This is a genomic window from Streptomyces sp. NPDC015661 (assembly GCF_043077765.1).
In the GTDB taxonomy this organism is placed as follows: Bacteria; Actinomycetota; Actinomycetes; order Streptomycetales; family Streptomycetaceae; genus Streptomyces.
In genome coordinates this window covers 239,796-252,515 of sequence record NZ_JBIBST010000008.1, presented here as the reverse complement: position 1 = coordinate 252,515, position 12,720 = coordinate 239,796, and the positions used below count along the sequence as shown (strand labels likewise).

Annotated in this window: 11 protein-coding genes and 1 riboswitch; of the genes, 3 read left to right on the top strand and 8 right to left on the bottom strand. The window is 69.9% G+C overall.

All coding sequences use genetic code 11. From position 1 onward, the window contains the following. Positions 1-253 precede the first annotated feature (253 nt). The 8 genes from ACF07V_RS23105 to ACF07V_RS23070 form a co-directional block, all read right to left on the bottom strand. Positions 254-1,399, bottom strand: coding sequence for an ABC transporter ATP-binding protein (locus tag ACF07V_RS23105; protein WP_392156751.1), 1,146 nt, complete (start codon positions 1,397-1,399; stop codon positions 254-256). Next, positions 1,396-2,502, bottom strand: a complete 1,107-nt coding sequence (locus ACF07V_RS23100; RefSeq protein ID WP_369146651.1) for an ABC transporter ATP-binding protein — start codon at positions 2,500-2,502, stop codon at positions 1,396-1,398. Before ACF07V_RS23100 ends, ACF07V_RS23105 begins: the two co-directional genes overlap by 4 nt. Then, positions 2,499-3,497: an ABC transporter permease gene (locus ACF07V_RS23095; protein ID WP_392156749.1), complete on the bottom strand. Its 999-nt coding sequence runs from the start codon at positions 3,495-3,497 to the stop codon at positions 2,499-2,501. The genes ACF07V_RS23100 and ACF07V_RS23095 overlap by 4 nt, the downstream gene beginning before the upstream one ends. Before the next feature lie 114 nt (positions 3,498-3,611). Next, positions 3,612-5,381 (bottom strand): ABC transporter substrate-binding protein, encoded by a 1,770-nt coding sequence (locus ACF07V_RS23090; RefSeq protein WP_392156747.1) that lies wholly within the window; start codon positions 5,379-5,381, stop codon positions 3,612-3,614. 109 nt (positions 5,382-5,490) lie between these two features. After that, positions 5,491-6,519 carry an ABC transporter permease gene (locus tag ACF07V_RS23085; protein ID WP_392156745.1) on the bottom strand — a complete coding sequence of 343 codons (1,029 nt, stop codon included), beginning with the start codon at positions 6,517-6,519 and terminating at the stop codon, positions 5,491-5,493. 362 nt (positions 6,520-6,881) lie between these two features. Beyond that, complete coding sequence (locus tag ACF07V_RS23080; RefSeq protein ID WP_392156743.1) at positions 6,882-7,673, bottom strand: enhanced serine sensitivity protein SseB C-terminal domain-containing protein; 792 nt, start codon at positions 7,671-7,673, stop codon at positions 6,882-6,884. A gap of 78 nt (positions 7,674-7,751) precedes the next feature. Continuing rightward, entirely contained in the window at positions 7,752-8,492 is a 741-nt protein-coding gene (locus tag ACF07V_RS23075) for an enhanced serine sensitivity protein SseB (RefSeq protein ID WP_392156741.1), read from the bottom strand. Between the two features lie 154 nt (positions 8,493-8,646). After that, entirely contained in the window at positions 8,647-9,309 is a 663-nt protein-coding gene (locus ACF07V_RS23070) for an AAA family ATPase (protein WP_392156740.1), read from the bottom strand. A gap of 160 nt (positions 9,310-9,469) precedes the next feature. Continuing rightward, positions 9,470-9,569, top strand: a riboswitch (glycine riboswitch). A gap of 187 nt (positions 9,570-9,756) precedes the next feature. On the opposite strand from ACF07V_RS23070, the gene gcvT reads away from it, so the two are divergent. The 3 genes from gcvT (at position 9,757) to glyA (ending at position 12,640) form a co-directional block, all read left to right on the top strand. Beyond that, a complete protein-coding gene (gene gcvT, locus ACF07V_RS23065) occupies positions 9,757-10,881 on the top strand; it encodes a glycine cleavage system aminomethyltransferase GcvT (protein ID WP_392156738.1) in 1,125 nt (374 codons plus the stop codon). A 77-nt stretch (positions 10,882-10,958) separates the two neighbouring features. Further along, positions 10,959-11,339: a glycine cleavage system protein GcvH gene (gene gcvH / locus ACF07V_RS23060; RefSeq protein ID WP_392156736.1), complete on the top strand. Its 381-nt coding sequence runs from the start codon at positions 10,959-10,961 to the stop codon at positions 11,337-11,339. 32 nt (positions 11,340-11,371) lie between these two features. Next, positions 11,372-12,640 carry a serine hydroxymethyltransferase gene (gene glyA / locus ACF07V_RS23055; protein WP_351193820.1) on the top strand — a complete coding sequence of 423 codons (1,269 nt, stop codon included), beginning with the start codon at positions 11,372-11,374 and terminating at the stop codon, positions 12,638-12,640. Positions 12,641-12,720 lie beyond the last annotated feature (80 nt).

Genomic DNA, 12,720 nt, shown 5'->3' with positions numbered 1-12,720 from the left:
TGTTCCGACGAGACCTGCGCCCGCGCCCGTGGGGGCCGCGCCCCGCGCCCGTGTGCCCATGCGGGCGGCTGCGCCTCATGTGCCTGAACCCGCACCACCGGTGCGCTGTGCACGGGGTGCGGGTTCAGGCTCGGAAGCCTCTGGCGCCGGCAGGGGCGCCGTCCGTTGTGCCCACCCTCCCCCAAGCTCTCGGCTTCGCTCGAGCAGGGGGGACCCCCATCGCCCCTTGCGGAACGCATGACCACAACGGGGGTCACTCCTCGGAGCTGGCGTCCTCCGTCGGCTCCGTCGGCTCCGTCGGGGCCTTCTCCTCGGCCGGCTCCGCCGGCTCCGGCGCCGGCTCCGGCTTCTTCGTGATCGTGACCTCCACCGACTCGCGGGCCGCCGGGATCGTCATTCCCTCCGCGTTCTCCGGGTGGTGGCAGGCCACCCGCTGGCCCGGGCGCAGCTCCAGGAGCGGGGGCTCCTGGGTCTTGCACAGGTCCGTGGCCTTCCAGCAGCGGGTGTGGAAGCGGCAGCCCGCCGGCGGGGCGATCGGCGACGGGACGTCACCCTTCAGCAGGATGCGCTCGCTCTTCACGCCCCGGCGGCGCGGGTCCGGGATCGGGACCGCGGACATCAGGGCCCGGGTGTACGGGTGCATCGGGGCTTCGTAGAGGGACTTGCGGTCCGCGAGCTCCACGATCTTGCCCAGGTACATCACCGCGATGCGGTCCGAGACGTGCCGGACGACCGAGAGGTCGTGCGCGATGAACACGTAGGTGAGGCCCAGCTCGTCCTGGAGGTCGTCCAGGAGGTTCACCACCTGCGCCTGGATGGAGACGTCCAGGGCCGAGACCGGCTCGTCCGCGACGACCAGCTTCGGCTTCAGGGCCAGGGCGCGGGCGATGCCGATGCGCTGGCGCTGACCGCCGGAGAACTCGTGCGGGTAGCGGTTGTAGTGCTCCGGGTTGAGGCCGACCAGGCCCAGCAGGCGCTGGACCTCCTTCTTCACGCCGCCCTCGGGCTCGACGCCCTGGAGCCGGAAGGGGGCCGAGACGATCGAGCCGACCGTGTGGCGCGGGTTCAGCGAGCCGTACGGGTCCTGGAAGATCATCTGGACGTCCCGGCGCAGCGGACGCATCTTCGCCACGCCGAGGTGGGAGATGTCCGTGCCCTGGAACTCGACGGTGCCGCCGGTCGGTTCGAGGAGCCGGGTGATGAGCCGGCCCATCGTGGACTTGCCGCAGCCGGACTCGCCGACGACGCCGAGGGTCTCACCGGGGTAGACCTCGAAGTCGAGTCCGTCGACCGCCTTGACCGCGCCGGTCTGGCGCTGGAGCAGGCCCTTCCGGATGGGGAAGTGCTTCTGCAGGCCGGTGACCTTGAGCAGGGGCTCGGTGCTCTTGTTGTCGCTCACAGCTTCGGCGCAATCTCTTCGGTCCAGATGCGGGTGCGCTCCTCCTGCGGCATGTGGCAGGCCGAGTAGTGGCGCTCGCCGGCCAGGGCCAGCTCGGGGCGCTGGGTGCGCGTGATGCCGCCCTTGGGGACGTCCGCGTACGGGCAGCGGGGGTTGAAGGCACAGCCGCTGGGCACGTTGATGAGGCTGGGCGGGTTGCCCTTGACCGGGATGAGCCGCTCGGTCTGCTCGCGGTCGATCCGCGGCATCGAGCCGAGCAGGCCCCAGGTGTAGGGGTGCTGCGGCTCGTAGAAGACGGACTCGGCGGGGCCGCGCTCGACGCACCGGCCGCCGTACATCACGAGGATGTCGTCGGCGAGCTCGGCGACGACGCCGAGGTCGTGCGTGATGATGACGACCGCGGAGCCGAACTCCTTCTGGAGGTCCCGCATCAGGTCGAGGATCTGGGCCTGGACCGTGACGTCGAGCGCCGTCGTCGGCTCGTCGGCGATGAGGAGCTCGGGGTTGTTGACGAGCGCCATGGCGATCATCGCGCGCTGGCGCATACCGCCGGAGAACTCGTGCGGGTAGTTGTCGAACCGCTTGGCGGGCTCGGGGATGCCGACCCGGTCGAGGAGTTCGACGGCCCGCTTCTTCGCCGTCTTCTTGTCGACGTCGTTGTGGATGCGGTACGCCTCCACGATCTGGTTGCCGACGGAGTAGTACGGGTGCATCGCGGACAGCGGGTCCTGGAAGATCATCGCCATCTCGCGGCCGCGCATCTTGCGGACCTCTTCGGGGTCCGCGGAGAGCAGCTCGCGCCCGTTCAGCCAGATCTCGCCGGAGATGCGGGCCTTCTGCCGGCCGTACTGGCCGACGGTGTGCAGGCCCATGATGCCGAGCGAGGTGACCGACTTGCCGGAGCCGGACTCACCCACGATGCCGAGGGTCTTGCCCTTCTCCAGCTGGAAGCTGAGACCGTCGACCGACTTGACCAGACCGTCGTCGGTCGGGAAGTGGATCTTCAGGTCGCGTACGTCGAGGAAGGCGTCGGAGGGGGCGGACTTCCCGGTGTCGACGGGCTCTCCGACCGCCGCGCCCGTCTTCGTCAGCTTGTCCGTCATGCGAGCCTCACTCGGGGGTCGATCACCGCGTACAGAAGGTCCACCACGAGGTTGGCGATGACCACGCAGGTCGCCGTGATGAGCGTGACGGCCAGGATCAGCGGCAGGTCGCGCTCGCTGACTCCCTTGATGGCCATCCAGCCGAGGCCCTGCAGGTTGAACGTGGTCTCGGTCAGGATCGCGCCGCCGACGAGGGCGCCGAGGTCCATGCCGAAGATGGTCAGGATGGGGGTCATGGTGGAGCGCATGGCGTGCTTGCCGAGCACGACCGGCTCGGGCAGGCCCTTGGCCCGGGCGGTACGGATGTAGTCCTCGCCCAGGACCTCCAGCATGGTGGCGCGGGTGAGCCGCGCGTACATCGCCGCGTACAGGAAGGCGAGCGTCACCCAGGGAAGCAGGAGACCGCCGAACCAGCCGCCGAAGGAGTCGGTGATCGGCGTGTACGAGGCGTTGAGCCAGTGCAGCTGCGTGCGGAAGACGAGCAGCGACAGCATGCCCGTGAAGAAGATGGGGAGCGAGACACCGGCGAGCGCGGTGATCATCGCGGTGCGGTCGACGATCGTGCCCCGCTTGAGCGCGGAGATGACACCGGTCGAGACGCCCAGGATCAGCCACAGCACGGCGGCGCCGAGGACCATCGACAGGGTGATGGGGAAGGCGTCGACCAGCATCGTCGACACGTCCTGCTCGGTACGGAACGAGTAGCCGAAGCAGGGCGCGGCGCAGTGGATGGTGTCGCCGCCGCCGGTGTAGTCCCGGCCGACGAAGATGCCGGAGACGAAGTGCCAGAACTGCACCAGGATCGGCTCGTCCAGGCCCAGCTTCTGCCGGATGGCCTCGATGGAAGCCGGATCCGCCTGCTTGCCGACGAACATCGCGGCAGGATCGCTGCCGGTCATCTTGGGGATGAGGAAGAAGATGCTGAGCGTCACGAGCGTGACGACGAGCAGCATCACGACGACTGCGAAGAGCCGTCGGATTATGTATGCAAGCATGCGGTCGGCCGGTCGGCGGCCGGGGAACCCGATCGGGTTCCCCGGCCGCCGCCCACGGCCATCACCTGCCCTTCGGACCTGGCGGCGGGTGGTGCGCCGGTGAAGCGGGTCGGATTACTTGACGACGCCGAGCGACGCGTAGTCGTAGCGGCCGTTGTAGGCGTCCGCCGTGTAGACGTTGGTCAGCCGGGAGCTGCGCCAGATGATGTTCTTCTCGTGGGTGAAGGGCAGGTAGACCGCGGCCTCCGACACCTTCGTGTTGATCTGCTTGTAGAGCTCGCCGGCCTTGGCCGGGTCGGTCTCCTTCAGCGCCTGGTCGAACAGGCCGTTGATGGCCTTGTCGTTCAGCTCGGAGAAGTTGTTGTTACCGCTCTGCAGGATGAAGCGGCCGTCGACCAGCGGCTGGAGGAAGCCCTGACCGGTCGGGAAGTCGGCGCCCCAGCCCATGATGATGATGCCGTAGCCCTTCTCCTTGACCACCTTCGGCGAACCGATGATGCCGGAGGTCTGGGCGCCGTCGAACTGGTCGATCTGGGCGTCGATGCCGACGGCCTTCAGCGACTGCTGGAGGGACTCGGCGGTCGCGATCTCGATCTTCTTGTTGTTGCGGACCGCGATCGTGGTCTTGAAGCCGTTCGGCTTACCGCACTTCTTCAGCGCCTCCTTGGCCTTGGCCAGGTCCGGGGTGCCACCGAGCTTGCCGTACGGGTCGGCCTTCGGGTCGGCACCCTTGATCGCCGGCGGCAGCATGTTGGAGGCGATGTCGCCACCGGCCTGCGGGCCACCACGGGCGGTCTGGAGGGACTTGGAGTCGGCCGCGTAGATGATCGCCTTGCGGCACTCGACGTTGTCGATGACCGTCTGCGGGAAGACCGCGTAGCGGATGAAGCCCGTCTGCGGGTTGTCGACGTTCTCCTTGTGCTGCTGGAGCGCCTTCTGGCGGGCGGCGGCACCGATGCCCGTCGCGTTGATGTCGAGGTCGTACTCGCCCTCGATGAGACGGTTGTCCATGTCGTCGGCGTTCGTGGTGAACGTGACGCTGATGGTGTCCGGGAGCGCCTTGCGGATGGTGTCCGTCTTGGCGTCCCAGTTGGTGTTGCGCACCAGCTTCATGGACTTGTTCGGCGTGTACGACTGCCACTTGTACGGGCCGGAGGAGAAGACGTTCAGGCCGTACTTGGCCTTGGTGTCCTTGTCCTGGCGGACCGGGGAGGCGGCGGGCATGGCCAGCATCTGCAGGAAGTCACCGTTGGCGACCGGCAGCTTGAAGATGATGGTCTTGTCGTCCGGGGTCTCGATCGCGCTCAGGCCGAGCTTGTCCGCGGTCGTGTCCTTGTACGGGCCCTTGTACGCGCCCTTGGGGTCGAGGACCTGCTGGAGGTAGATCGGGCCGCCGGAGATGACGTCCTGGGCCCAGATGCGCTCGATGCCGTACTTGATGTCCTTGGAGGTGATCGGCTTGCCGTCCTCCCACTTCACGCCGTCCTTCAGCGTGAACGTGTAGGTGAGGCCGTCGGCCGAGACCTTGCCGGAGTCGGTGGCGAGGTCCGGGACCAGCTCGGTGGAGGCGGCGCCCGGCTCGGACTTGAAGGAGACGAGCTGACGCGTGTAGTAGCGCTGGAAGTCCCACACGAAGCCGTAGTAACCGCGCTGCGGGTCCCACGAGTCCGCCTCCTGCGAGCCGATGAACTTCAGCTCGCCGCCCTTCTTGTCGGAGGCGTTGGCGACCTTGTTCACGGCGGCGTTGAAGCCGGCGGCGCCGGCCTTGCCGCCCTTGCCGCCACCGTTGTCGCCGCTGCCGCCGCCACAGGCGGTCGTGACGACCATCGTGGCCGCGGCAAGCAGCGCGCCCGCGGCGATTCTGCGCTGAGAGCTCTTCAGCATGGGTCCAGCAACCTCCGGGATAGTGGCGGCCGTTACGGCGGTCCGCCGATTGGGGTGGGCCTCCTGTCGCCAGCGGCAGGGGCGGGTCTTGCGTGTCGTCGGCGAACGGTCAGCGGGAGCCCTTCGGGTCGAGCGCGTCACGCACGCCGTCGCCGAAGAGGTTGAACGCCAGGACGGTGATGAAGATCGCGAGGCCGGGGATCACCATGAACAGGGGGTCCGACTCGTAGGTGGTGATCGCCGTCGACAGCATCTGGCCCCAGGAAGCGGTGGGAGGCTTCACACCCGCGCCGAGGAAGCTGAGCGCCGCTTCGGTGAGGATGTTGGTGGGGATCATCAGGGTCGCGTAGACCATGATCGGGGCGATCAGGTTGGGCAGCAGCTCGCGCCGCAGGATGTAGAGCCGGCCGGCGCCCAGGCTCTGGGCGGCCTCGACGTACTCGCGGTTGCGCAGTGAGAGGGTCTGGCCGCGGACGATGCGGCCGACGTACGGCCAGCCGAAGAAGCCGATCACCAGGACGAGCGCGGCGATGCGCACGCCGGATCCGTCCAGGCCGAGGAACTGGTTGGGCAGCACCGAGACCAGGGCGATCGTGAAGAGCAGCTGCGGGAAGGCGAGCATGACGTCCATGACCCGGCTGAGGGCCGCGTCGATCCAGCCGCCGAAGTAGCCCGCGATGATGCCGAGCACGGTGCCGAGGAAGACCGCGAAGACCGCCGCCAGGAAGGCGACGAGCAGCGAGATCCGGGCGCCGTAGACGATCCGGCTGAAGACGTCGCGGCCGTTGACGGGCTCGACGCCGAACAGGAAGTCCTTGCTCACGCCGCCCCAGGACCCGATCGGCGTGCCGAACAGCGGGTCGATCTGGTCCTCGTGGAACTCGTCCGGCGGGTGGCCCAGGAGGCCCACGATGACCGGCGCGAAGATCGCGACGAGGATCAGGAAGACGACGACGAAGGCGCCCGCGAGGGCCAGCTTGTCGCGCTTGAGGCGGGTCCAGGCGATCTTCCAGGGCGAGCGCCCCTCGATCGCCTTGCCGGGTGTGCCGGAGTTGTCCGGAGTGCCGGGAGCGTCGGGCGCGCCGTCGACGGTGGCGGTCGCCTCGCCCGCACTCGTCTCGTGCAGTGGTGCCGTCATCGTGGTGAGGACCCCTCTCGGCCGCCGGTAGCCGGCCCTTGCCCGCCGCGGGTAGCGGCTCGGTGGAACAACCTGCTGGACACCGGCTCGAAAGGAGCCGAACGTCCTGTGTTCCGGGGAGTCTTCAATGCGCTCGCGATCACCCGCCAGACCTGAAGGTGAATGTTTGCTCAAACGTGATGCGGTGCTGCGACTTCCGTTATCCGGACGTCGTGATCACCTGAGCGGACCAACCGGGTCCCTCTCGCCCTCAATCGGACATGTCGCTCAACTGGTGTCGCGAGCTGTCGAATTGGGGTGAACGAAGGCCTCCGGAGCGGACTCCGGAGGCCTTTGCCGACAAGTGGGACACGAGGGACGTCTCAGTATCCGGACGGCGCCGGTGGCGGGTATCCGTACCCCGGTACGGCGGCGGAGCCGCGTCCGGCGTGGGCCTCGCGGTCGTAGAAGGGGCGGGCGTTCGCCCGCAGCCAGAGGGCCACCGGGTCGTACGCGTCGGAGAGGGCGACCGTGGAGACGGGCAGCCCGTCGGGGACGGAGCCGATCGACTGGCGCATCATCGAGCGGACCGTGTCCACGGTCGCCGGGGACGTGTCGTACAGGTCGAGACCGATGGCGAGGTACGGGGAGCCGAGCGCCGGCTGCACCCAGCCGCGGCGCAGCGACCGGACGGCCGGGGTGCGGTGCGCGTTCTGCGTGAGCAGGGCGTAGAACTGCGGGATCTCCAGGGCGGGCTCGGTGACGCGCAGCGGCCCGGCGGGCATCCGGTCGAGACCGGTGGCGATCCGGCGCAGGTCGGCCCAGGGGATGCCGACGCCGCCGCCGGGGGCGTGCGGATTGAGCCAGACACCCCAGCGGTCGGGGTAGAGGGCGCGGGCGATCTCGCGGCCGGTGACGAGCTCGTGGGCGCGGTTCCAGCCGGAGGCGGCGAGCTCCTGGGGGGAGGTGACGCAGGGCGCGTAGCCGAAGCCGTCGACCTCCATGTTCCCGTACTGGGCGTCGGGCGAGCCGGGCGCGCCCTGCCAGAGCAGCATCCAGAGCTCGCCGTCGGCGAGGGCGTGCAGCAACTGCTCGTACGCGTCGTAGCGTCCGGGTGCCACCTGGCGCAGCATGTGCTCGACCGTCCCGGCCGAAGCGGTGCCTGACGCGCTCACCCTGGGTCCCGCCCCTCTTCCGTCCACCACGTACGTCTGTCCAGCGATCGAGTCAGTTCAGCTTAAACAGGGGGCCGCTCACACGGCGGCGCGCTGGTAGAAGGGGCGAACCCGCTCCAGCATCCAGTCGCCGACCGGGTCCTGCGCCATGTCGAGCAGGATGAGGTTGACCGGCCAGGCGACCTCGACCCGGCCGAGGGCGCGGCCGAGGGCGTCCAGGGGGGCGTTGCGGTCGACGCCGTCCCAGCCGCCCAGCTCGACGCCGATGAAGAGGGCCGGTTCGGTGCCCTCGACGCTGGCGAGGGCGCGGCGGGCGGTGACGACGACTCCGGTGGCCTCGAACTCGGCGGAGGCGGCGGCGAGGAAGTCGACCGGGTCGTCCTGCCAGTCGGGCTCGAAGAGGCGGACGCGGCCGCCGGCGGCGGGGCCGTCGAGCGGGGTGCGGCCGGCGCGGCAGAGCTCGGCGACGGCGGGCGGGGGCAGCGGCACGCCGACGGTGCCGCCCGGGTTCACGGCGATGCCGAGCTGCGGGGGCAGTCCGCGGGCGAAGTCACGGGCGGGGGCGACGGTGAAGGACATGTGGTCGCCGACACAGGCGAGGAGCTGCTGCTCGGAGCTGAAGACCGGGACGAAGGCCGCGCCCTCGATCTCCATGGTGGCGAGGTCGAGGTTCTGGCTCTCGGGGCCGCCGCCGTTGGGCAGGGGCACCCAGACCGGGCTGCGGCCCAGCACCTCGACCAGTCGGGCTCCCGCCTCGGGGTTGCCGAGTGAGGCGGCAAGGACCTCTTCGAGCTCGTTGCCCGGCCACGTCACGTCCACGGTCGCGTTTCCCCTTCTCGCACGGCCTGCCGCACCGGCCGCCCGGCAGCACCCTAACGCCGCCCCGGCACCGCCGTGGCCAAAAGGGAAGGGTACGGGCGTCCCGCCCCGTCCCGGGACGGGGCGGGACGCCTCCCCCGTGCACGGACCCGCTTCAGGCGGCCTCCCGGAAGCCGATCCTGCGGAGGAGGTCGGCGGCGTCCCGGTCGAGGAGGGTCGCCGAGGCGCAGCCGTGCGGGAGGCTGCCGGACTCGGCGGCCCGGAGGAGCCGGCCGACGGCCCGCCGGTGCCGCGCGAAGGCGTACGTGGAGACGCCCCGGCCCCGGGCCTCCTGGCCGGCCCGCGCGGTGTCCGGGGTGACGTCGAGGAGGACCAGGTGCAGGGCGCGGCCGCGCCGTCTCGCCTCGCGGGCGAGCCAGCCGCGCACCCAGGACTGGGTGCCGCAGTCGTGGACGATCAGGCTCGCGCCGGAGCGCAGGGCGCGGCGCAGTCCGGCGTAGTGCGCGATCCGGACCAGGGGGCGGTAGACGGCGTACGGGAGGAGGCGGGGCATGCGGGCCTCCCAGCGCTCGCGGGCGTCCTGGGAGTCGATGCCGCTGCCCTCGGCGGCGCGCTTCATCAGGGTGGACTTGCCGCTGCCGGGCAGTCCGGAGACGACGACGAGGTCGCCGGCGGCGTAGGTGAGGGCGCGGGGGCCTCGGCCGCCGCGCTCGCGCAGGTCCCGCAGCAGGCGGCCGCGGCGGCGGCTCCGGGCGCGGGCCCGCTGGGACGGTATGCCGGTACTCGTGGCGTATGCGCCGGTGTGCTGGATCCTCATCGCTCTCCCCCTGTCGGGTCTCAGGAGACCTGAGGAGACCCTTGCCCACGAAGTGTAAAGAATCGGTAATGCGACACAAGCGATTTGCCCCGCCGACACCGCATGCAATGATGTCCGCGCCAGGCGCGCACAGTCGCCGCACAATCGCATACCGGCCGCTCGAATCCGCGCGGGAGAGTTCCGGACCGCCGAGCGCGTCCGGGCGCCGAAGGAGCAAGACCCTCCCTTGAATCTCTCAGGCCCCGTACCGCGTGGATGAGGCAGATCTGAAAAGCGGGACACCTGTCGTGTCCCCACCCAAGGTGCAAGCCGATATCCCGGCGCCGATCCCTCGGTGACGAGATGCTCTCGGTGAACCTCTCAGGTTCCATGACAGATGGGGAGGACGTCCTCGCCCGTCATGTGTTTTCGTCACCGATCACGCCCTTGGGACCCGGGAGCCACCCCATGAGCACTGCCCCCCGCCTGACCGCCCTCGATGCCCTGCATCGTTCGCTGGGCGCGACCATGACCGACTTCGCCGGCTGGGACATGCCGCTGCGGTACGGCAGCGAGCGCGACGAGCACAACGCCGTCCGCACCAAGGCCGGCCTCTTCGACCTCTCCCACATGGGCGAGATCACCGTCACGGGCCCGCAGGCCGTGGAGCTCCTCGACCACGCCCTCGTCGGCAACATCTCGACCGTGGGCAACGGCCGCGCCCGCTACACGATGATCTGCCAGGAGGACGGCGGCATCCTCGACGACCTGATCGTCTACCGCCTCGGCGAGACGGAGTACATGGTCGTCGCCAACGCCTCCAACGCCCAGATCGTCCTGGACGCCCTGGTGGCCCGCGCCGACGGCTTCGACGCCGAGGTCCGCGACGACCGCGACGCGTACGCCCTGATCGCGGTCCAGGGCCCGGAGTCCCCCGGCATCCTGAAGTCGCTCACCGACGCCGACCTGGACGGCCTCAAGTACTACGCCGGCCTGCCCGGCACGGTCGCCGGCGTCCCCGCGCTGATCGCCCGCACCGGCTACACCGGCGAGGACGGCTTCGAGCTGTTCCTGAAGCCCGAGCACGCCGAGGGCGTCTGGAAGGCCCTGACCGAGGCCGGTGCCCCGGTCGGCCTCATCCCCTGCGGCCTGTCCTGCCGCGACACGCTCCGCCTGGAGGCGGGCATGCCGCTGTACGGCCACGAGCTGACGACCGCCCTCACCCCCTTCGACGCCGGCCTCGGCCGGGTCGTGAAGTTCGAGAAGACGACCAACGAGGGCCGCTTCGTCGGCCGCGAGGCCCTGGAGAAGGCCGCCGAGCGCGCCGAGTCCGCCCCGCCGCGCAAGCTCGTCGGCCTGGTCGCCGAGGGCCGCCGGGTCCCGCGCGCCGGCTTCCAGGTCGTCAAGGACGGCGAGGTCATCGGCGAGGTCACCTCCGGTGCCCCGTCCCCGACCCTCGGAAAGCCGATCGCGATGGCCTACGTGGACGCGGCGCACGCCACGCCCGGCACCCCGGGTGTGGGCGTGGACATCCGCGGCACCCACGAGCCCTACGAGGTCGTGGCGCTGCCCTTCTACAAGCGCCAGAAGTGACGAACTCGTCTCACTCCGCGTCTCACCCCGTAAGACCCACGTTCATCAGTACTCCCCCGATCCAGGAGAATCAGGTCATGAGCAACCCCAACGAGCTGCGCTACACCGAGGAGCACGAGTGGCTGTCGGCCGCCGAGGACGGCGTCGCGACGGTCGGCATCACGGAGTTCGCGGCCAACGCGCTCGGTGACGTCGTCTACGCCCAGCTCCCCGCCGTCGGCGACACCGTCACCGCGGGCGAGACCTGTGGCGAGCTGGAGTCGACGAAGTCCGTCAGCGACCTCTACTCCCCCGTCACGGGCGAGGTCGTCGAGGCCAACCAGGACGTGGTGGACGACCCGTCCCTGGTGAACACGGCTCCGTTCGAGGGTGGCTGGCTGTTCAAGGTGCGCGTCACGGACGAGCCGCAGAACCTGCTCTCCGCCGACGAGTACACGAAGTTCTCCGCCGGGAACTGAGACCGGGCCCGAGACCCCCTAGGGATCGATTCATGTCGCTTCTGAACACTCCCCTCCACGAGCTGGACCCCGACGTCGCCGCCGCCGTCGACGCCGAGCTCCGCCGTCAGCAGTCCACCCTCGAGATGATCGCCTCGGAGAACTTCGCTCCGGTCGCGGTCATGGAGGCCCAGGGCTCCGTCCTCACCAACAAGTACGCCGAGGGCTACCCGGGCCGCCGCTACTACGGCGGCTGCGAGCACGTCGACGTGGCCGAGCAGATCGCCATCGACCGGATCAAGGACCTGTTCGGCGCCGAGTACGCCAACGTCCAGCCGCACTCCGGCGCCTCCGCGAACCAGGCCGCCCTCTTCGCGATCGCCCAGCCCGGCGACACGATCCTGGGTCTGGACCTGGCCCACGGCGGCCACCTCACCCACGGCATGCGCCTGAACTTCTCCGGCAAGCAGTTCAACGTGGTCGCGTACCACGTGGACGAGGCCGGTCTGGTCGACATGGCCGAGGTCGAGCGCCTCGCCAAGGAGCACCGCCCGAAGGTGATCATCGCGGGCTGGTCCGCCTACCCGCGCCAGCTGGACTTCGCCGAGTTCCGCCGGATCGCCGACGAGGTCGAGGCCTACCTGTGGGTCGACATGGCCCACTTCGCGGGTCTCGTCGCCGCCGGTCTGCACCCGAACCCGGTCGAGTACGCGGACGTGGTGACCTCCACCACGCACAAGACGCTCGGCGGCCCGCGCGGCGGCATCATCCTGGCGAAGAAGGAGTTCGCGAAGAAGCTGAACTCCTCGGTCTTCCCCGGTTTCCAGGGCGGCCCGCTGGAGCACGTGATCGCGGCCAAGGCCGTCTCCTTCAAGGTCGCGGCCTCGGAGGAGTTCAAGGAGCGCCAGCAGCGCACCCTGGACGGCGCCCGCGCGCTGGCCGAGCGCCTGGTCCAGGACGACGTCACCGCCCACGGTGTCTCCGTCCTGTCCGGCGGCACGGACGTGCACCTGGTCCTGGTGGACCTGCGCAACTCCGAGCTCGACGGCCAGCAGGCCGAGGACCGTCTCCACGAGGTCGGCATCACGGTCAACCGGAACGCCGTTCCGAACGACCCGCGACCGCCGATGGTCACCTCCGGTCTGCGCATCGGCACGCCGGCCCTCGCGACCCGCGGCTTCCAGGCCGAGGACTTCGCCGAGGTCGCCGACGTCATCGCGGAGACCCTGAAGCCGGGCTTCGACGCCGACAAGGCCGCAGCCCTCAAGGCCCGGGTGACGGCGCTCGCCGACAAGCACCCGCTGTACCCCGGCCTGAAGTAATTTCGTACCCTTTTGTTCGTACGGAATCTCCGGGGCACCGCGCACACTGGACAGTGAGCGCGGTGCCCCTGCCCTTGCTC